At 74.2% G+C, this 19,140-nt stretch carries 15 protein-coding genes; 10 read left to right on the top strand and 5 right to left on the bottom strand.

What is annotated here, in order from left to right:
- Positions 1-4 precede the first annotated feature (4 nt).
- The gene (gene htpX / locus TR50_RS21790) at positions 5-910 is read right to left on the bottom strand and encodes a zinc metalloprotease HtpX (RefSeq protein WP_042424195.1); all 906 of its coding nucleotides are present in this window, start codon (positions 908-910) and stop codon (positions 5-7) included.
- Positions 911-1,107: 197 nt separating this feature from the next.
- Between htpX and TR50_RS21785 the strand changes: the two genes are divergently transcribed.
- Positions 1,108-2,187, top strand: a complete 1,080-nt coding sequence (locus tag TR50_RS21785; protein ID WP_052441186.1) for a sigma 54 modulation/S30EA ribosomal C-terminal domain-containing protein — start codon at positions 1,108-1,110, stop codon at positions 2,185-2,187.
- A 32-nt stretch (positions 2,188-2,219) separates the two neighbouring features.
- Here TR50_RS21785 and TR50_RS21780 read toward each other — a convergent pair whose 3' ends face one another.
- The gene (locus TR50_RS21780) at positions 2,220-3,278 is read right to left on the bottom strand and encodes a lysylphosphatidylglycerol synthase transmembrane domain-containing protein (RefSeq protein WP_052441185.1); all 1,059 of its coding nucleotides are present in this window, start codon (positions 3,276-3,278) and stop codon (positions 2,220-2,222) included.
- A 268-nt stretch (positions 3,279-3,546) separates the two neighbouring features.
- Here TR50_RS21780 and TR50_RS21775 point away from each other — a divergent pair, with 268 nt between their 5' ends.
- Entirely contained in the window at positions 3,547-4,488 is a 942-nt protein-coding gene (locus tag TR50_RS21775; protein ID WP_042424193.1) for a LysR family transcriptional regulator, read from the top strand.
- A gap of 12 nt (positions 4,489-4,500) precedes the next feature.
- Here TR50_RS21775 and TR50_RS21770 read toward each other — a convergent pair whose 3' ends face one another.
- From TR50_RS21770 to TR50_RS21760, 3 genes are read right to left on the bottom strand one after another with little or no spacing between them, the layout of a single operon-like run.
- On the bottom strand, positions 4,501-5,298 hold the full coding sequence (locus TR50_RS21770) for a serine hydrolase (RefSeq protein ID WP_042424192.1): 798 nt from the start codon (positions 5,296-5,298) through the stop codon (positions 4,501-4,503).
- On the bottom strand, positions 5,292-6,824 hold the full coding sequence (locus TR50_RS21765; RefSeq protein ID WP_042424191.1) for an N-acyl-D-amino-acid deacylase family protein: 1,533 nt from the start codon (positions 6,822-6,824) through the stop codon (positions 5,292-5,294). Before TR50_RS21765 ends, TR50_RS21770 begins: the two co-directional genes overlap by 7 nt.
- Positions 6,821-8,182: a type III PLP-dependent enzyme domain-containing protein gene (locus TR50_RS21760; protein WP_042424183.1), complete on the bottom strand. Its 1,362-nt coding sequence runs from the start codon at positions 8,180-8,182 to the stop codon at positions 6,821-6,823. The genes TR50_RS21765 and TR50_RS21760 overlap by 4 nt, the downstream gene beginning before the upstream one ends.
- 384 nt (positions 8,183-8,566) lie before the next feature.
- On the opposite strand from TR50_RS21760, the gene TR50_RS21755 reads away from it, so the two are divergent.
- From TR50_RS21755 to TR50_RS21720, 8 genes are all read left to right on the top strand, one after another.
- Positions 8,567-10,687: a S9 family peptidase gene (locus tag TR50_RS21755; RefSeq protein ID WP_052441184.1), complete on the top strand. Its 2,121-nt coding sequence runs from the start codon at positions 8,567-8,569 to the stop codon at positions 10,685-10,687.
- 94 nt (positions 10,688-10,781) lie between these two features.
- Positions 10,782-12,134, top strand: coding sequence for a M20/M25/M40 family metallo-hydrolase (locus TR50_RS21750; protein ID WP_042424180.1), 1,353 nt, complete (start codon positions 10,782-10,784; stop codon positions 12,132-12,134).
- A gap of 51 nt (positions 12,135-12,185) precedes the next feature.
- The gene (locus TR50_RS21745) at positions 12,186-14,036 is read left to right on the top strand and encodes an ABC transporter substrate-binding protein (protein ID WP_052441183.1); all 1,851 of its coding nucleotides are present in this window, start codon (positions 12,186-12,188) and stop codon (positions 14,034-14,036) included.
- The gene (locus TR50_RS21740) at positions 14,029-15,084 is read left to right on the top strand and encodes an ABC transporter permease (RefSeq protein ID WP_201776852.1); all 1,056 of its coding nucleotides are present in this window, start codon (positions 14,029-14,031) and stop codon (positions 15,082-15,084) included. The genes TR50_RS21745 and TR50_RS21740 overlap by 8 nt, the downstream gene beginning before the upstream one ends.
- Complete coding sequence (locus TR50_RS21735) at positions 15,081-16,016, top strand: ABC transporter permease (protein WP_042424170.1); 936 nt, start codon at positions 15,081-15,083, stop codon at positions 16,014-16,016. Before TR50_RS21740 ends, TR50_RS21735 begins: the two co-directional genes overlap by 4 nt.
- A complete protein-coding gene (locus TR50_RS21730) occupies positions 16,013-17,092 on the top strand; it encodes an ABC transporter ATP-binding protein (protein WP_084700697.1) in 1,080 nt (359 codons plus the stop codon). The genes TR50_RS21735 and TR50_RS21730 overlap by 4 nt, the downstream gene beginning before the upstream one ends.
- On the top strand, positions 17,089-18,123 hold the full coding sequence (locus TR50_RS21725; RefSeq protein ID WP_042424168.1) for an ABC transporter ATP-binding protein: 1,035 nt from the start codon (positions 17,089-17,091) through the stop codon (positions 18,121-18,123). Before TR50_RS21730 ends, TR50_RS21725 begins: the two co-directional genes overlap by 4 nt.
- Positions 18,120-19,061 (top strand): S66 peptidase family protein, encoded by a 942-nt coding sequence (locus TR50_RS21720; protein WP_042424165.1) that lies wholly within the window; start codon positions 18,120-18,122, stop codon positions 19,059-19,061. The genes TR50_RS21725 and TR50_RS21720 overlap by 4 nt, the downstream gene beginning before the upstream one ends.
- The last annotated feature ends 79 nt before the right edge of the window (positions 19,062-19,140 follow it).

Genomic DNA, 19,140 nt, shown 5'->3' with positions numbered 1-19,140 from the left:
CGCCTCACTCGGACGGCTCGCCCAGCTCCTTGGACAGCTCGGCGAGGGCGTCGAGGCGGCGCTGAAGGCTCGGGTGGGTGGAGAGGATCGACGCCGCGGGGGAGTCGCCGGACAGGGCCGGGGCGAACAGGAAGGCGTTGAACGCCTGGGCGGTGCGCAGGTCCTGGGTGGGGATCCGGGCGATGTCGCCGCTCACCTTCACCAGCGCGGAGGCCAGCGCCGACGGGCGGCCGGTCAGCTGCGCGGCCGAGCGGTCGGCGGCCAGCTCCCGGTACCGGGACAGGGCCCGGATCAGCAGCAGGCTCAGCAGGTAGACGGCCGCGGAGACGGCCATCACCAGGGCCAGCAGCAGGGCGGTGTTCTGGTCACGGCGGCGTCCGCCGAGCAGTTCGGAGTAGAAGGCCATCCGCACCATCAGGCCGGCGAGCACCCCGAGGAACGAGGCCACGGTGATGACCGTGACGTCGCGGTGGGCGACGTGCGACAGCTCGTGGGCCAGGACGCCGTCGAGCTCGTCGCCGTCGATCCGCCGCGTCAGGCCGCGGGTGACGCACAGGACCGCGTGGTCCGCGCTGCGGCCGGTGGCGAAGGCGTTCGGCAGGTCCGTCTCGGACACCGCCACCCGGGGTTTCGGCATGTCGGCCAGGGCGCACAGCCGGTCGACGGTGCCGTGCAGCCGCGGCTCCTCCTCGGGGGACACCTCGTGGGCGCGCATCGCGAACATGGCCATCTTGTCGGAGAACCAGAACTGCAGCACCAGCACCCCGGCGGCGACGACCACGATGACCACGACGGACTTGAGCAGCAGCACGAGGGCGGCGACGAACGCCGCGTACACCAGCGCGAGCAGCAGCAGGACGAACACCATCCGTGCCGTCAGCTGCCGGTCGGGAGCGAACCGTGATCGCATCGTCTTCTCCTTCGCGCTGCGAGTCCGGCCTCCGCGTCGTCGTGGGCGGTGATCGCTCCGAGCTGGTCGTACTCCTGACTGGTTCCTGCCCTTTTGTTCCAGGGATACGCCGCCCGCGCGGGGCCGTCCGAGTGCCGCGCGACGGCGGACGCCGCACAGTGGTATCAGGGACCCGACCTCACACGGGGGTACACGTCATGGACCACGAAGACCGTCCGCAGGGACTGCCCGAGCTGCAGGTGACCGTGCTCGGGGACTTGTCCCCGGTGACCAGTGACCTGGCGCGTTCGACCGTGGAGGAGGTGCTGGCGGAGTCGCGGCTGCCGGTGCGCTCCGCCCGGGTCCGGTTGGCCCGGATGCGGCGCACGGAGGGACGTCCGGCCGTGGCGCAGGCGCTCGTCGAGGTCGACGGGCGGACGGTGCGGGCGCAGGTCGCCGCGCACACCATGACGGACGCCATCGCGCTGCTGCGCGGGCGTCTGACCGTGCAGCTGACCCGCCTGGAATGGGCCCGCCGCTGGGAGCCCGGGTACGAGGTCGACGGATCGGGACCGCTGGACTGGCGCGACGGCACCGAGGCGGTAAGGCGGCCGGTGCGCCTGGAGGTGCCCAAGGGCGAGCGGACGGTGGTGCGGCGCAAGGACTACACGCTGACCGAGGAGACGGTGGACCAGGCGGCGCTGGCCATGGAGATGATGGACTACGACTTCAGCCTGTTCACCGAGTCCGGCAGCGGGCAGGACAGCGTGGTCTACCGGTTCGGGCCGGGGCCGTTCCGGCTCGCGCAGGTCGAGCCGCACCCCGAGCGCATCGCGCCGTTCTCGCTCCCGGTGAGCGTGCTGAAGACCCCCGCGCCGGTGCTGACGGAGGACGAGGCGAGGGACCGGCTCGAGGCCACGGACTACCCGTTCCTCTTCTTCAAGGACGCGGCGACAGGACGCGGCGCGGTCCTGTACGCCCGCTACGACGGCCACTACGGCGTGATCAGCGCCGTTCCCTCCGGCGCCCCTGCGCCCGTCGCCGCCCCCGAGCCGGCCGGCGCCACGTTCGCGACGTCTGCCGCGACTGCCATGCCCGCCGCGTCCGGGCACGACCAGGAGGCGCTGCGCGAGCGTGTGGAGGTCCTGGAGGGCCAGATCGCGGCGCTGGCCGAGATCCTGGACCGGCTGACCTGGGGCCTGGAGGCCGTGCCCGGGGCTCCCGCGGACCCGGACGAGGTCAGGCGCAGCGCACGGCTCGCCAGAGAGATGCTGCTCGCGGCCGGGTTCCGGCGCTGAGAGCGGTTCGGCGACACCGGCTCGCAGCGCCGTCACGCCGTCGACGGCTTCGGCCGGTGCAGGGTGACGGCCAGCCAGCAGGACCACCCGATCGGCTGAAGCACCCAGAAGCTGAGCCCCCGGTAGAGCAGCGTCGCCGCGATGGCCTGCTCGGCCGGCAGGCCGTACAGCACCAGCAGGGCGGCGAGGGACGCCTCGGTGATCCCGAGGCTGCCCGGCGTCACCCGCAGGCTGCTGAGCAGCTGGGTGAGCGTGTAGGCCAGCAGGAAGCCGCGCCAGGGCACGGGCAGCCGGAGCGCCCACAGGCAGCACAGCAGGCACCCCGCGTCGCAGCCCCAGTTGAGGGCCGAGAGCAGCAGGGGTTCACCCCATCCGCGCGGGTCGGGACCGAGGCGGCGCAGTTCGCTTCCGATGCCCTCGACGGAGGCCTGGAACCGCGCGACGCCGGGTCGGCCCGTGCCGAGTCGGCGCCAGGCACGGCCGCCCGCGGCGCGCAGCCCCGGCCACAGCGACAGCGCGGCCAGCAGCAGCACCAGCGCCGCCGCCGAGGCGACACCGAGCAGCACGCCTTCGCGCAGCTGCGGGGCGGGTCCGGCCGGATCGGCGATCAGCGCGCCGACGGTCAGCAGCAGCACCAGCACGACGATGCTCACCGCGCCCGCCGCCGCCAGCGCCGCGGCGGCGGTGGCGAAGGCGACGGCGCGGCGCTGGAGCTGCCGCACGGTCCACCCCAGCGACAGCACGCCCCCGCCCGGCAGGGCGCCGGACATCGCGTTCGCCCCCGCGGTGACGGCGGTCATCACGCCCAGCCGCACGGGGGAGCCGGCCGCCCGCAGCAGCCACCGCTCCAGGGCGGCCAGCGCCACGACCGACACCGCCTCCAGTGCCCCCGCCACCGCGAGCCGGTCCAGGTCGACCCGGTGGAGCAGCCGCAGCGCGGCGTCGAGCTCGCGCCGGTGCGTCAGGGCGAACAGCCCGCCGGCCACCGCGACGGCGGCCGCGCTCAGCCACCACGCGTAGCGTCGCCAGGCGCGGCGCGCCGGATCGGGGTCGGGGGCGCCCGGCCCGGCCGTCTCCGGATGCCCGGACACCGTCCCTCGCCGCCCGTCCGGGGCCGCTCAGCCGGGCGACGGGAGCGGAAGTGGGGATGCGGGGCGTCCCGCGGCCTTCGTTTCGTCGACGTGCATGGCGGTCGGCTTCCTGCAGTCGCCTGCGGCCCGCGGATCCTCCGCGACGCGAACGGCGTGCCGCGTTCTCGATCGTAGCCCGCCCGCCCGCGGCGGGCCGCTCGCGCCGTAAGGGGCGGGAGCGCTCCCACCACGAGACCGTTTCGTGATCAGGGGTGGCTAGTCTGCGGGCATGCTCAACACGCACCGCCTGCACGTCCTGGCTGAAATCGACCGATTCGGGAGTATCGCCGGTGCCGCGCGGGAGTTGCGGTTGTCCCCCTCGGCGGTCTCCCACCAGCTGTCCCAGCTGGAGAAGGAGGTCGGCGTCAGCCTGGTCGAACGCGGGGCGCAGAGCCTGCGGCTGACCTCCGCCGGACGTCGGCTGTCGCTGCGCGGGCAGGAGGTGCTCGCCCTCCTCGACGCCGCGGAGAAGGACCTGCGGGCCCAGGCGCGCGCCGACTCCGGGCATCTGCGGATCGGCTTCTTCGCCTCCGCCGGATACCGCCTGCTGCCGCAGGCGCTGTCGCGGTTCGCCGGGCGTTACCCCACCGTGGAACTGGACCTGGTCGAGGGCCAGCCGCACGAGCTGGCGGCGAGCGTGCAGCAGGGCGCCATCGACGCGCTGATCGTCTTCGAGTACCCGCTGGACCCGTGGACGCCGCCGGAGGGGGTCCAGGTGCGGGAACTGCTCAACGAGCCGCTGCACCTGGTCGTCCCGGCCGGGCACCCGGCGGGGCGGCGCGCCCAGGTCCGGCTCCAGGAGCTGGCCGGGGAGCAGTGGATCACCTCCTACGGGACCGGCTCGCCGGTGTTGTCCGTGCTCGAACGGGCGTGCGCGCTCGAGGGGTTCGTGCCCAACATCCGCTGCCGCAGCGACCACTACGAGGTGATCCTCGGTCTGGTGCGCGCCGGCATGGGCATCGCCCTCGTGCCGAGCCTGGGCATCAACGACACACCCGGCCTCCAGACCACGCGCCTGTCGGGGCCGCGCCTGTACCGGAAGGTCTCGGTCGCCTCCCGGCCCGGCAACCCCAACCCGCTGCTGAGCACCTTCCTCGCCTACCTCGGCAGCTCCGCCTCGAACCTGGTGACGGTCGCGCACCGGCTGCGGCCCGGCGAGGGGCGCGGCTGAGGCGACGACGGCTCAGCTGCTTTGGCGGGCCGCCTCCGCGATCGAGGGGCCGAGGGCGCGCATCGCCTGCACCATCGCGAACTCGCCTCCCGCCGGACAGGAGGCGAGCACCGCGTAGCAGACCTGTCCGCGTCCGCGCACCACGCCGACGTCGCAGCGTGTGCCGCTGTCGGTGCCGGTCTTGTTCGCGACCCACAGCCCGGCGCCGTCACCGACCGGACGCACGGAGCTGTCCTCCGGGTCGTGCGGGATCAGCGCCGGCACCATGCTCCGGTCGCAGCAGGCGGCCATCCAGCCGAGGAGCGGGCGGGCCCACGGCTCGTCCCCGGCGATCCGCCGCGCGAGCGCGGCGAGCTCCCGGGCCGTGCCGACGGCGAAGGTCGGGGCGTGGTGCGCGAGCCGGGGCTCGCGCAGGCGGTCCAGCAGCCGGGTCCGCTCCAGGCCGAGCAGCTGGGCGCGCGCGTTGACGCGGTCCAGACCGATCACGCGCAGCAGCGCGTTGGTGGCGGTGTTGTCGCTGACGGCCGCCGTCAGCCGGGCCAGATCGGAGACGGTCCAGCGGCGGTGCGAGAGCACGGTCAGCAGCCCGGAGCCGCCGCAGTAGTCCTCCGGGCGCAGGTCGACGCGGTGGTCGGCGTCGAGCGAGCCGTCGTCGAGGGCGTGGGCGACCTCGGCGAGCAGCAGCAGCTTGCCCACGCTGGCCAGCGGCAGCGGCTCGTCGGCGTTCCGTTCGAGCTCCGGGTGTCCGGGGACGCAGACGGCGATCGTCCCCGGCAGGGCCTCCCGCGGAGGCGCGGGCCGGGTCAGCACGCGAGCACCCGGCCCGGACGGGCGTCGGTGACGAGGCCGTCCTCGACCACCACGGCCCCGTCCACGACGACGAGCCGGATCCCGCTCGGCGGCAGCAGCGGCTGCGCGAACGTGGCGTGGTCGGCGACCTCGCCGGGGTCGAGGACCACGAGGTCCGCGTGCGCGCCGTCGCGCAGGACGCCGCGGTCGGTCAGGCCGAACCTGGCCGCCGTCGCCCCGGTCATGCGGCGCACCGCCTCGGGGAGCGGGAGCAGGCCCTCGTCGCGGGCGTAGCGGCCGAGCACCCGGGCGAACGTCCCGGCCCAGCGCGGGTGCGGGAGACCGGGCTTGGGCACGCCGTCGGAGCCGATCATGGTGAACGGAGCGGCCAGCACCCGCCGCACGTCGTCCTCGCGCATGGAGTGGCTGATGATCGTGACGTCGCCGTCCTCGGCCAGGAGCAGCTCCGCCACCGCGTCGAGCGGGTCGGCGCCCTGCTCGGCCGCGATGTCGGCGATCGTGCGGCCCTGGAGGCCGGGGTGACGGGCCGCGCCCGCGACCGAGATCCGGTCCCAGCCGCCGTTGCCCACCGTGTTCTCCCAGCCGGGCACGCCCTCGGCGATCGCGGCCCGCATCCGTGTCCGCTGCTCCGGATCGGCCAGCCGCTTCAGCAGCGCGGCGGCGCCGCCGTCGTGCGCCCACGGCGGCAGCATCGCGGCCAGGGCCGTGCTGCCCGCCGTGTAGGGGTAGACGTCGCAGGTGACGTCCATGCCGTCCGCGCGCAGCCGCTCCAGGTACGGCAGCGTCCGCTCGGTGCGGCCCCAGGCGTACTTGCCCGCGGTCTTGTGGTGCGAGACGTGCAGCGGCGCTCCGCTGTCGCGGGCGATCCGCACCGCCTCCTCCAGGGCCGCCTCCACCTGCGACATCTCGTCGCGCAGATGCGTCACGTAGGGCTTGCCGTGCCGGGCCGCGACCGCCGCCAGCGCGGTGACCTCGGCGGTGTCGGCGTAACTGCCGGGCGTGTAGATGAGGCCGGAGGACAGTCCGACCGCGCCCGCGGCGAGCGCCGCGTCCAGAACGGCGCACATCTCCTTCAGCTCCGGGTGCGTCGCCGCCCGGTCCTCGTGGCCGACGACGGCGGCGCGCAGGGAGCCGTGCCCGACCAGCGAGGCCAGGTGGTTGGCCCGGCCCGCCGCGGCATGGGCGAGCGCGAAGGCGTCGAAGTCGGCGAACAGCCCCGGGAAGGCGCTGTCGCCGCAGTTGCCGCACACCTCGACCGTGACGCCCTGCAGGACCGCGGCGTGGGCCAGCGCGTCGCCCGCTCCGCCGAGCGTGGTGAGGTCGGAGTGGGTGTGCGCGTCGACGAACCCGGGGGTGACGACCAGGCCTGACGCGTCGTAGGTCCGCGCGGCCGTGGCGGGCGCGTCGCCGGGCAGCAGCGTGGTCCGCCCGTCGGCGACGCCGACGTCGGCGCGGCGCAGCGGCGCGCCGGTGCCGTCCGCCACGTCGCCGCCGCGCAGCAGCAGCTCGAAGTGACGATCGGTCATGACGACTCCAGGAGGGCCCCGCCGCTGCGGGCGACGACCTCGTCGACCGTCTCGGCGGCGCGCAGCAGCGTGAAGCGGACCGTGCCCTCGTCCGCCGCGTCGTCGGCCGTCTCGAAGCCGTAGACGGGCGGCATGGGCAGGCTGTTGTAGTGGTAGGGAGCGGAGAAGTAGTACGCGCCGGTGTCCGGCACGACGACGAGGTCGCCCTCGGCCAGGCGCGGCAGCAGGCGCTCCTTGGCGAGCAGGTCACCGGAGAAGCAGCAGGGCCCCGCGACGTCCTGGGGCTCCGGCCGGGCGGCGCTCGGCCTGCCGTCGGCGTCGTACGCGAGGACGCGCAGCGGCCAGGACTCCGGCGCGTAGGCGGTGCGCGCGGCGACCTGCGCGCCCGCGTGGGTGAGGGCGATCCGGCGTCCGCCCGAGGTCTTGGTGTACTCCACGCGCGCGGCGAGGAACCCGTTGCGGGCCATCACCGACCGGCCGTACTCGGTGACGATCCGGAACGAGCCGTCGAACAGGTCGGGGACGCAGGCGCGCAGCACGGCGACGTGGTCCGCGAAGGTCGGGGACTCGGCGGCGTCGGCGGTGTCCGGGCCGTGCGCGACATCGACCGGCAGCCCGCCGCCGACGTCGATGCCGACGACCTGGCCCGGCCGGTGCCGGTTGACCTCCCGCGCGAACGCCACCGCGGCGCCGACGCCGGCCGCGTTGAGCTCCAACGGAACGCCCTGGGAGCCCACATGGACGTGCACCCAGCGCAGCCACGGACGGTCCAGGTACGCGGCGAGCAGGCGCTCGCGGTTGCCGGGGTCGTCCAGCGCGACCCCGAACTTGGTGGTGCGGCCCGCCGTCGACATCGCCTCGATCGACCCGAGTCCGACCTGCGGGTTGAGTCGGACGCCGACCCGCGCGGCGGCCGAACCGCCCGCGACGAGGGCGTCCACCCGCGCCAGCTCCTCGAAGTTGTCGATGTTGACGGCGATGCCGTCGGCGAGCGCCGCCGCCAGCTCGGCGCGCGTCTTGACGGGGGAGTCGAGCACCAGCCGCTCGGGGGTGAACCCCGCCGCGCGGGCCTGGGCGAGCTCGCCGGGGCTGCTGACCTCGCAGCCCAGACCGTGACCGCGCAGCGCGGCCAACACGGGCACCAGCGGGTTCGCCTTCGCGGCGAAGGCGTGCAGCACGTCCAGCTCGGGCGGCCACGCCGCGCGCAGCGCCCGCGCGGTCTCGCCGATCCCGGCGAGGTCGACGAAGGCGGCGACGGGCGACTGCGCGGGGTCCAGCAGCCCTTGTGCGGCGGCCGCGCGCAGGGCCCGGTCCCGCCGGGAGGCACGCGCGGGGACCGAGGGGGAGATCGGGGGCATGGCTTCCTCGGGGAGTCTCGGGCGACGGTCAGAACGCCGACGCCGGTCCAGGGGCCCCGGAGCGGGAGCCCGGAGGAGGGGCGAAGTTCGGGGGTGCCCCCCTGCGGGGCCCGCCGGGGCGCCCTGGACGAGGCCCCAGCTTGCACCGGCGCAAGGGCGTTCCCCGGAAGCATCGAAAAGCTCGGTGCTCAGTCACCACTTCCTTCCCAGCTGCTGGTCAGGCGGCTTCCCGAGGCCAACATAACGGCTCACCGCGGCGTCACCACGGCACGGCCCACGGTGACCTGCGTGGATCCCCGCGCTTGTCTGCGTTCATCTGCGTTCATCTGCGTCCGTCGGCGGTGCCCATGAGGACCCGCGCGGCTTCGAGTGAGGAGTGCGGCCATGACCGGAACGGTCGGCCCCGACAAGGGGACGAGCGCCCGCCACGACGGCGGCGCGGCCTCGCCGATCACCCCCGAGGCGGTCGGCGACCAGCCGGGCGCGCCGTCCTGGCCGGCGATCGTGGGTCCGGAGACCTGGTGGTGCGCTCCCGACCCGGCGTCAGCCTCCGTCCGGCTGCTGCGCTGCGCGACGCCGGGCGCGCCGGTGCTGGAGGTGCTGGACCCCGCCTGGTCCGTCGGCAACCGGTCGATCGGCTACGGCGGACGTCCCTACGCCGTCCTGCCCGGAACCGGGCGGCACCGGCTGGTCTTCACCCACGCCGCCGACCAGCGGCTCTACGCGGCCGACGTCGCACCGCTGCACCCCGCCACCGATGCGTCGGCCCCCGCCCCCGCCCTCGCCCCCGTTCCGCTGACGCCGGCCGATCCGGACGGCGTCCGCACCGCCTACGCCGACCCGATCCCCGGCCCGGACGCGACCGAGATCTGGTGCGTCCGCGAGACGACCCGCACCGCCCCCGGCGACGAGGCGGCCGATCCCGCGCCGCGCACCCGTCGCGACGTCGTCGCCGTGCCGCTGTCCGGCGCGGGAGCCGACGACCCGCGGGCCGTCCGCGTCGTGGCCCGCTCGCACCACTTCCTGTCCGGGATCCGGCTGAGCCCGGACGGGGCCCGCCTGGCCTGGACCGGCTGGGACCACCCCGACATGCCCTGGGACAGCAGCGAGCTGATGGTGGCCCGGATCCGCGACGGCGTCGCCGTGGAGCCGGCGCGCGTGCTCGGCGGCGACGGGGTCTCGGTGCCGCAGGCCGAGTGGGCGGACGCGGACACGCTCTACGCCATGGCGGACCCCGACGGCTGGTGGAACCTCCACCGCGTCGACCTGGTCGGCGACGGGGCCAAGACCGCCTGCGTGCTGCGCGCCGACGCCGAAGACTCCCACGCTCTGTGGCGGGTCGGCGCGACCTCCTTCGCCGTCACCGACGCCGGGGTGGTGCTGCGGCGCAGCCGGGGAGCCCAGACCCTCCACCTGTGGGACCCCGCCACCGGCGAACTGCGCGACGCGCCCGCCCTGACCGCCCTGGCGGGGGAGTGGACCGACTTCGCCGTCGGGCTGTCCGGCGACGCCAAAGCGGTGGCCGTGGTCGCGGCCGGCCCGGCCGAGACCGCGACGCCGCTCCGTATCGATCTGGCGCCCCGTCACCCCGGTGACGCGCCGACTCCGGCCGTCGCCCGCTGCGCCGTCACGAGCGCCGACCGGTCCGACGGACGGCTGTCCGTGCCCCAGCACCGCGCCGCCGCCGTCCCCGGCGGCTGGCTGGTGCCCTTCGCCTACTACCCGCCCACCGCCCCGTACCCGACCGACGCATCCCCGGCCGCCCCGTACCCGACCGACGCATCCCGGGGTGCGCACGCCGTCCAGGCCCCGCCGCTGCTGATCGACGTGCACGGCGGTCCGACGTCCCGGACCGGCGGCACCCGCAGCGTGGAGCTCTCCTTGTTCACCAGCCGCGGCTTCGCCGTCGCCTCGGTCGACTACGGCGGCTCGACCGGCTACGGGCGCGCCTACCGGGACCGGCTGCGGCACCAGTGGGGCACGGTCGACGTGGACGACTGCGTCGCCGTGGCCCGGACGCTGGCCGAGGCCGGGCTCGCCGACCCCGCCCGCACCGCGATCCGCGGCGGCTCGGCCGGGGGCTGGACCGCCCTCGCCGCGCTCGCCCACACCGACGTCTTCTGCTGCGGCGCCGTCTACTACCCGATCAGCGACCCGCTGACCTGGTCCGGCGGCCAGACCCACGACTTCGAGAGCCGCTACATCGAGACGCTGGTGGGCGCGCTGCCCGACGACGAGGAGCGCCTGCGTGCGGTGTCGCCGCTCGCGAACGCCGCCGCGATCGACGTCCCTTTCGTCATGCTCCAGGGCCTCGACGACACCATCTGCCGGCCCGACCAGGCCCGCTGCCTCGTCGAGGCGGTCGACGCCGCGCACGGGCCGGGCCTGTGCTTCCGCTTCCTCCAGTTCCCCGGCGAGGGGCACGGCTTCCGCCGCTCCGCCAGCGTCGCCGCGTCCCTGCGGGCCGAACTCGACCTCTACGCCCACGTCATGGGCGCGCCGTGACGACCCGTCGGTCCGCTCCCGCCTGACCTCCTCCTGCCAACCCCCCTGCGCAACCCCACCCGTCCGCCCCCCTTGCGATCGTGAGGTGCTGGCCATGTCCGACCCCGTCGTCTCCCTGGCGACGCCCGTCCCCACCGCCGACGAGGCCGCCCTGCTCGCGGCCGAGACCGTCGAGCTCTGCTCCCGCCTGATCCGCTTCGACACCAGCAACTTCGGCGGCGGCGAGAGCCGCGGCGAACGCGCCTGCGCCGAGTGGGTGGCCGGGGAGCTCACCGACGCCGGCCTCAAGCCCGTCGTGCTGGAATCCGCCCCCGGGCGCGCCAACACCGTGGTGCGCATCGCGGGCGAGGACCCGGCCGCGCCCGCGCTGCTGGTCCACGGCCACCTCGACGTCGTCCCCGCCGAACCGTCGGACTGGGCGAGCTACCCGTTCTCCGGCGAGGTCCGCGACGGCGCGGTCTGGGGCCGCGGCGCGCTGGACATGAAGGACATGGACGCGATGATGCTCGCGTTCGTCCGCCATCTCGCCCGCACCGGCGCCCGCCCGCCGCGCGACCTGGTCCTCGCCTTCGTCGCCGACGAGGAGGACACCGGCGAGTACGGCGCCCGGTTCCTGGTCGAGCAGCACCCCGATCTGTTCGAGGGCGTCAACGCCGCGATCAGCGAGTCGGGCGGGGCCACCGTCCACCTCCCCGGCGGCGGACGGCTCTACCCGATCGCGGCCGGGGAGCGCGGCAGCGCCTGGATGACCGTCACCGCGCGCGGCACCGCCGGCCACGGCTCGCGCCGCAACGACGACAACGCGCTGGTCAAGCTCGCCGCAGCGATCGGGCGCTTCGCCGACCACGAGTGGCCCGTGCGGCTCGTCCCCGTCGTCGCCGCGCTGCTGGACGGCCTCTCCCGGCACCTGGGCGTCGACATCGACCCGGCCGACCTCGGCCCGCTGGGCGCCGCCGCCGACCTGGTCTCCGGGACCCTGGCCAACTCCGCCAACCCGACCATGCTGCGCGCCGGTTACAAGCACAACGTGATCCCGAGCGAGGCGAGCGCCGCCCTGGACGGCCGGCTCCTGCCCGGCACCGAGCAGGAGTTCTTCGCCACCGTCGACGCCCTGCTCGGCCCGGACCTCACCCGCACCGGCGACTACCAGGCGCCCGTCAGCGCCGACCCGGCCGCCCCCGACTTCGCCGCGATGGCCGCCGCGCTGCGGGCGCACGACCCGGACGCCCTGGTCCTGCCGTACTGCATGTCCGGCGGCACCGACGCCAAGGCGTTCGCGGCCCTGGGCATCCCCGGCTTCGGCTTCGTGCCCGGCCGCGTCCCCGCCGACTTCGACGCCTGGCGCTACGTGCACGGCGTCGACGAGCGCGTGCTCACCGACAGCCTCGGCTTCGGCGCGAGCGTGCTCACCAGCTACCTGATGACCGACCCCCGGGCGTTCGCCTGAGGCGGCACCGCACCCCTCCTTCCACCTCACCCACCCCCACTGAGAATCGAGATGGTTGTGCGCGAGAGCAGCAGATCCCGCAGATTCCGCCTGGCCCTGGCCACCGCCTGCGCGGCGGGCCTGATGGCCGGTCCCGCCTCCCTCGGCGTGGCGACCGCCGCGCGGGCCGACTCGTCGTCCGCCTCCGGCACGACGCTGCGCGTGGCGATGAGCGACTCCGGCGTGGACACCCTCAACCCGTTCACCGCCTACTTCAACGGCGCGCTCGACATCTTCGCCGGCATCTACCCGACGCTGACCTCGATCGACGAGCAGGGCAAGCCCGGCCCCTACCTGGCCACCTCCTGGACCCTGTCGCCGGACCACCTCACCTGGACGTTCAAGCTCCGCAGCGGTCTGAAGTGGAGCGACGGCCAGCCGCTGACGGCCGCCGACGCCGCCTGGACGCTCAACCTGATCATGACGAACACCGTCGCGGGCACGGCCAACGGCACGCTGGTGTCCAACTTCGCCTCCGTGACGGCCCCCGACGCCACCACGCTGGTCATCAGGACCAAGCAGCCGCAGGCCAACGTCACCTACGTGAGCATCCCGTTCTCGGGCATCCCGATCGTGCCGCAGCACATCTGGCAGTCGCACGTCGCGGACCTGAAGAACGACAAGAACGACTCCTTCCCGGTCGTCGGCTACGGGCCCTGGGTGCTCACCGGCTACCAGACGGACCAGTACGCCAAGTTCGACGCGAACAAGTCCTTCGTCCTCGGCGCGCCGAAGTACGACCACCTGATCGAGCAGGTCTACAAGGAGTCCGACGCGGCCGTCGCCGCCCTGAAGGCCGGTCAGCTGGACTACATCAACGGCGTCAACGCCACCCAGTTCTCCGCCCTCCAGCACAGCAGCGGCATCACCACCGCGCAGGCCGCCGGCGACGGCTGGACCGGCGTCGAGGTCAACCCGGGCGCCAGGACCCGCTCCGGCAAGCCGATCGGCACCGGCAACCCGGCCCTCGCCGACCCGGTGCTGCGCCGCGCCATCGCCGAGGCCATCGACAAGAAGACGCTGCTGGCCAAGGTGATCGACGGTCAGGGCCAGGTCGCCACCGGCTACCTGCCGCCCGCCTGGTCGCAGTGGAAGTGGACCCCGTCGGCCGGCGAGGAGCAGCCCTTCGACCCGGCCGCCGCCAACCAGATGCTCGACGCCGCCGGCTACAAGAAGGGCGCGGACGGCGTCCGCGTCGACCCGAAGACGGGCAAGCCGCTCGACCTGCGCCTGGGCATCCACTCCGACAGCGCCAACGACGCCGCCATCTCCACCTACCTGGTGGGCTGGCTCCAGGCGATCGGCGTCAAGCTCACCATCCAGCCGATGAGCATGACCGCCCTCAACAGCGACCTCGGCAAGGGCGACTTCGACCTGCTGATGGACTCCTGGACCACCGGCCCCGACCCGACCTACCTGCTCGGCATCCAGAGCTGCGCGACGCTGCCCAACGACGACGGCACCGGCGGCAACACCGACGCCTTCTTCTGCGACCCGACCTACGACAAGCTCTTCAACCAGCAGGCCACCGTCTTCGACCCGGCGCAGCGCGCCCAGGTCGTCGGCCAGATGCAGGACATCCTCTACAAGGCCGACGTGGACCAGTTGTTCTACTACGCCACCACCAAGGTCGCCGCGTCCAGCAAGGTCACCGGGCTGATCACCGGCCAGGAGACGAACGGCTTCTACCCGGCCCAGACCAGCTTCTGGAGCTACCTCAAGGCCGCCCCGGTCGCCCAGAGCGCCTCCGCCTCCTCCGGCGGCAGCGGCGGCCTGTGGGCGGGAGTCGCCGGCGCCGTGGTCGTCGTCGGAGCGGGCGCCGTCGTGGTCCGCCGCCGTCGGGGGGCGGACGACCGTGAGTAGCCCTGCCACCGCGGCAGGTCCGGTCACCGCGGCACCCGCGGCGCGCCCCCGTCGGGCGCTCCGGGTGCCGCGGCCCGGCTACCTGGCCGGCAAGCTCGCCGCCGCCGTCGTCAGCTTCGGCGTCACCCTCGTCATCGGCTTCGTCCTGTTCAACCTGATGCCGGCCGACCCGGTCCGCACCATGACCCGCGGCCGCCCCGTCAGCGAGGCGCAGCTCGCCCAACTGCGCATCCAGCTCGGCCTGGACAAGCCGATCTGGCAGCGGTTCCTCTCCTACGTCGACGACATCCTGCACGGACGCCTCGGCTACTCCTGGGAGTACCAGCAGTCGGTCGCCTCCCTGGTGGCGCAGCGCCTCGGGCCGACGCTGCTGCTGATGGGCACCGCGTTCGTCATCTCGGTCCTGCTCGGGCTCTGGCTCGGCATGCGCAGCGGCTGGCGCGCGGGCAGCCTGTTCGACAAGGTCACCTCCGCCACGGCGCTGACGCTGTGGTCGGTGCCGACGTTCTGGCTGGGCATGATCCTGCTGATCGTCTTCAGCGTCGGCGTGGGCCCGATCCACGGGTTCCTGCCGACGGCCGGGATGAGCGACTCGTCGCTGCCGCAGACCGGTATGACGCACTATCTGGACGTCGCCCGGCACCTGGTGCTCCCCGCGCTGACCATGGTGCTGGTCGTGTACGCCCAGTACGTCACCATCATGCGGTCCTCCATCATCGAGGAGAAGGGCAGCCCCTACCTGCTCACCGCGCGCGCCAAGGGCCTGACCGACGACGCGGTGCGCCGCCGCCACGCCCTGCCCAACGCGCTGCTGCCCTCGGTCACCATGATCTTCATGCACCTGGGCGGCCTGATCAGCGGCGCGGTCACGGTGGAGGCCATCTTCTCCTGGCCCGGTCTCGGCGACCTCACCTACCAGGCCCTGACCATCCCCGACCTGCCGGTGCTCCAGGGCACCTTCATCGTCTTCAGTGCGAGTGTGATCGTCATGAATCTGCTGGCCGACCTGGCCTACCGGTTCCTCGACCCGAGGGTGCGTGCCTCATGAGCACCACACCGACCGTCACCCCCGCCGCCGCGACGGACGCCCCTGCGGGCGCAGCCGCCGCCGCGCCGCCGCGCTTCGCCGGCGCGCGCCGGTTCGCGCGCTCCTTCCGCAGCCGCCGGGCGGGCCTGGCCGGGCTCGGCATCCTGCTGCTGTTCACGGTGCTGGCGCTGGCCGCCCCCGCCTTCATCGGCCCCGACCAACTCGACGTGACCAAGGTCAACGGCCCGCTGCTGGCCGGGCCCAGCGCCTCCTACCCGCTCGGCACCGACCAGGCAGGGCGCAGCGTGCTGATGCTGCTGATCTGGGGAGCCCGCGAGTCGCTCCAGATCGGCGTCATCGCGACCGTGCTGACCGTCGTCTTCGGCAGCGCCGTCGGGATCGTCGCCGGGCACTTCGGCGGCTTCGTCGGACGGGCTCTGATGCACGTCACCGACTGGTTCATCGCGCTGCCCAGCCTGCCGCTGGCGATCTCGCTGGCCGCCGTGCTCGGGCAGGGCCAGGCGTCGATCACCATCGCGATCGCGGCCACCTCCTGGACCGCCACCGCCCGGCTGGTGCGCGCCCAGACGCTCGCCGTCGAGGCCCGCCCGTTCGTCGAGCGCGCCCGCGCGCTCGGCGCGGGCAACCGGCAGATCATGCTGCGCCAGGTGCTGCCGAACGTGATGCCGCTGATCCTGGTGTCCAGCACGCTCACCGTCGCCGGCGCGCTGCTGTCCGAGGCCACGCTCACCTTCCTCGGCCTCGGCAGCCCCACCGACGTCACCTGGGGCGAGATGATCCACGACGCCTTCTTCGGCGGCGCGTTCACCGCCAACGCGTGGTGGTACCTGCTGCCGCCCGGCCTGGCGATCCTGGCCGTCGTCCTCGGCTTCACCCTCACCGGGCGCGCCGTGGAGCACGTGCTCGACCCGCGGATGGAGAACAAGCGATGACATCCGAAGCGACCCCTGTGGAGTGCCGGCCGCTGGAGGTCCCGCCGTCGGACGGCCCGCTGCTGGACGTCCGCGACCTGCACGTCACCTACCGCCAGGGCGGCCGGTCCGTCCCGGCCGTGCGGGGCGTGGACTTCACCCTCGCGCCCGGCGACACCCTCGGCGTGGCCGGGGAGTCCGGCTGCGGCAAGTCGACCATGGCGCTCAGCCTGCTGCGCCTGCACGGCGACGCCGCGAAGGTCACCGGTGAGGTGCTCTACGACGGCGAGAACCTGCTCACCACCAGTTGGTCCAAGCTGCGCGCGGTCCGCTGGGCCGGGGCGTCGGTGGTGTTCCAGGGTGCGATGAGCGCGCTCAACCCCGTCCGCACGGTGCTCGACCAGCTCGTCGAGCCGATGGTGCTGCACGACAGGCTCGGCCCGAAGCAGGCCGAGCGGCGTGCGGCCGAACTCCTGGACAGCGTCGGCATCCCGGCGCGGCGGATGCGCAGCTACCCGCACGAGTTCTCCGGCGGGCAGCGGCAGCGCGTGATGATCGCCATGGCGCTGGCCTGCCGCCCCGACCTGATCATCGCCGACGAGCCCACCACCGCGCTGGACGTCATGGTGCAGGCCCAGATCCTGGAACTGCTCGGCCAGTTGGTGCGCGAGTCGCGGATCGCCGTCATCATGATCACCCACGACCTGTCGCTGCTCGCGCACACCTGCGACCGGCTGGCCGTCATGTACGCGGGACGGATCGTCGAACTCGGCCCCTCCCGCGAGGTGCTGCAGAACCCGCAGCATCCCTACACGCGGGCACTGTCCCGCGCCTTCCCGACCATCGGCGACCCGGCCTCCCGTCGCGCGCCGGCCGGCCTGCCCGGCGACCCGCCCCGGCCCTCGGAGACCGACGCCGGCTGCGCGTTCGCGCCCCGCTGCCCGGAGGCCGACGACGCCTGCCGCACCGGCGAACTGCTGCTGTGGCCCACCACCCCCGGCCGCTCCGCCGCCTGCCTGCACGCCCGCGCCCAGCACACCCAACTCGTCCCGCACACCCAGCTCGCCCCGCACGCCCCGCACGGAGGTGCCTCGTGACCGCCACCGCCAGCCCTGACGACACGCGGAACACACCCGTGCTGGAGGCCCGCGACCTGTCCGTCGTCCATCCGGCGTCCCGGGGACGCGGCCCGGCCCGCGCCGTCGACGGCGTCAACCTGAGCATCGGGCGGGGCGAGATCGTGGCCCTGATCGGCGAGTCCGGCTGCGGCAAGTCGACCCTGGCCCGCGCCCTGGTCGGCCTCACCAAGCCGACCCACGGTCAGGTGCGGTACCAGGGGACTCCGCTGGACTACTCGGCGAAGGCCCTCAAGGCCTACCGCCGCCACGTCCAGCTGGTGCTCCAGGACCCGGGCGGCGCGCTCAACCCCAAGCAGAACGTCTACGACGCGGTCGCGCTCGGCCCGCGCCTGCACAAGCTCCACGACGGGCTGCCCGACCGCGTGCACCACGCCCTCGCCCGCGCCGGACTGCGCCCGCCGGAGGACTTCGTCAGCCGCTACCCGCACGAGCTCTCCGGCGGCCAGCAGCAACGCGTCGTCATCGGCGGCGTACTGGCCCTCGACCCGCAGGTGATGATCGCCGACGAGCCGGTCGCCTCGCTCGACGCCTCCGTGCGCGGCGAGATCCTCAAGCTGATCCTGCGCCTGCGCGACGAGCTCGGGCTCTCCGCGCTGGTCGTCAGCCACGACCTCGGCCTCGCCTGGAACATCGCCGACCGCGTCGCCGTCATGTACCTCGGCCGCGTGGTCGAGCAGGGCACCGTCGAGGAGGTGCTGCTTCGCCCCAAGCACCCCTACACCCGGGCCCTGCTCTCGGTCGTCCCCAGCGGCGCCGAGGACTGGCGGCCCACCCTGCTGACCGGCGAACCGCCGGACCCGACCGCGATCCCGTCCGGCTGCCGCTTCCACCCGCGCTGCGGCCGCTGGGCCGCGGTGCCCGAGGCCGAGCGCGCCGACGCCGCCTGCGACCGCCGCGAGCTGCCCGTCCTCGCGTCCGACAGCGCGGGCGCCGCCTGCCACCTGCTCGACACGAACCCCGCGAACCACCCCCTCACGGAGACGGTATGACCCTGCTGCGCCCTCCCGCCCTCCGCCCCGGCGACACCGTCGCCGTGCTGTGCGGCAGTTCGCCCGTCGGCGACCAGGACCACCTGGAGTCCGGACTGCGGGCCCTCAGCTCCGTCGGCCTCAAGGCCGACGTGTTCGCCACCGCTCGCGACACCGGGAGCATGTACGACTACCTCGCGGGCGACGACGCCCAGCGCGCCGAGGAGCTCACCCGCGCCCTGACCGACCCCCGCTACGCGGGCGTCCTGCTCGCCCAGGGCGGCTACGGCATGCAGCGGACGCTGGAGGCGATGGACTGGAGCCGCATCGACGCGGGCGCGCCCAAGGTCGTCGTCGGCTACTCCGACGTCACCGCGCTGCTGGAGGCCCTCGCGGCGAAGCTCGGCTGGGTCTCGCTGTTCGGCCCGATGGTCGCCTGCGGCGGCTTCTGGGAGGGCCCGGAGGAGTACGACTTCCAGCAGCTGATGCGGCTGCTGCTGACGCCCGCGAGCGTGCGCGAACTGACCTTCCCGAAGGCGCGGACCCTCGTCCCCGGCGTCGCCGAGGGCCTGACCCTGGGCGGCACGGCCACCCTGCTCACCGCTGGCCTCGGCACGGACACCTCCTACCCGGCCCGCGACGCCATCCTCTTCCTGGAGGACGTCGACGAGCTCCCCTTCCGCCTCGACCGCGTCTTCACCCAACTGCGCCGCGCCCGCTCCTACCTCGACGGCGTGGCCGGCATCGTCCTGGGCACCTTCACCGAGTGCGGCGACCCGGCCCACGTCGACCGCCTCCTCACCGACCGCTTCGCCGACCTCGGCGTCCCGGTCCTCGCGGGCGTCAACATCGGCCACAACACCGCGATGCAGACCTTCCCCATCGGCGTCCACGCCCGCCTCGACGCGGACAACGGCACCCTCACCTTCCTGGACCAGGTCCTGACCGACCGCGACTGACCCGCGATCCGCGACCCGTCACACACCCGCACAGCGCGCCCCTCGGGGCGCGCAGTCGGATCTCCAACCGGCGTACGGG

Source organism: Streptacidiphilus anmyonensis (assembly GCF_000787855.1).
GTDB classification, from domain to species: domain Bacteria; phylum Actinomycetota; class Actinomycetes; order Streptomycetales; family Streptomycetaceae; genus Streptacidiphilus; species Streptacidiphilus anmyonensis.
Note: the sequence above shows the minus strand (reverse complement) of the source record. Positions and strands in the feature narration are given on the sequence as shown.

What these genes read in the sequence shown, in the direction of transcription:
- TR50_RS21730 (WP_084700697.1), top strand. Translation starts at nt 16,013, where the DNA reads ATGACATCCGAAGCGACCCCTGTGGAGTGCCGGCCGCTGGAGGTCCCG.
- TR50_RS21735 (WP_042424170.1), top strand. Translation starts at nt 15,081, where the DNA reads ATGAGCACCACACCGACCGTCACCCCCGCCGCCGCGACGGACGCCCCT.
- TR50_RS21775 (WP_042424193.1), top strand. Translation starts at nt 3,547, where the DNA reads ATGCTCAACACGCACCGCCTGCACGTCCTGGCTGAAATCGACCGATTC.
- TR50_RS21750 (WP_042424180.1), top strand. Translation starts at nt 10,782, where the DNA reads ATGTCCGACCCCGTCGTCTCCCTGGCGACGCCCGTCCCCACCGCCGAC.
- TR50_RS21785 (WP_052441186.1), top strand. Translation starts at nt 1,108, where the DNA reads ATGGACCACGAAGACCGTCCGCAGGGACTGCCCGAGCTGCAGGTGACC.
- TR50_RS21765 (WP_042424191.1), bottom strand. Translation starts at nt 6,824, where the DNA reads ATGACCGATCGTCACTTCGAGCTGCTGCTGCGCGGCGGCGACGTGGCG.
- TR50_RS21745 (WP_052441183.1), top strand. Translation starts at nt 12,186, where the DNA reads ATGGTTGTGCGCGAGAGCAGCAGATCCCGCAGATTCCGCCTGGCCCTG.
- htpX (WP_042424195.1), bottom strand. Translation starts at nt 910, where the DNA reads ATGCGATCACGGTTCGCTCCCGACCGGCAGCTGACGGCACGGATGGTG.
- TR50_RS21755 (WP_052441184.1), top strand. Translation starts at nt 8,567, where the DNA reads ATGACCGGAACGGTCGGCCCCGACAAGGGGACGAGCGCCCGCCACGAC.
- TR50_RS21720 (WP_042424165.1), top strand. Translation starts at nt 18,120, where the DNA reads ATGACCCTGCTGCGCCCTCCCGCCCTCCGCCCCGGCGACACCGTCGCC.
- TR50_RS21760 (WP_042424183.1), bottom strand. Translation starts at nt 8,182, where the DNA reads ATGCCCCCGATCTCCCCCTCGGTCCCCGCGCGTGCCTCCCGGCGGGAC.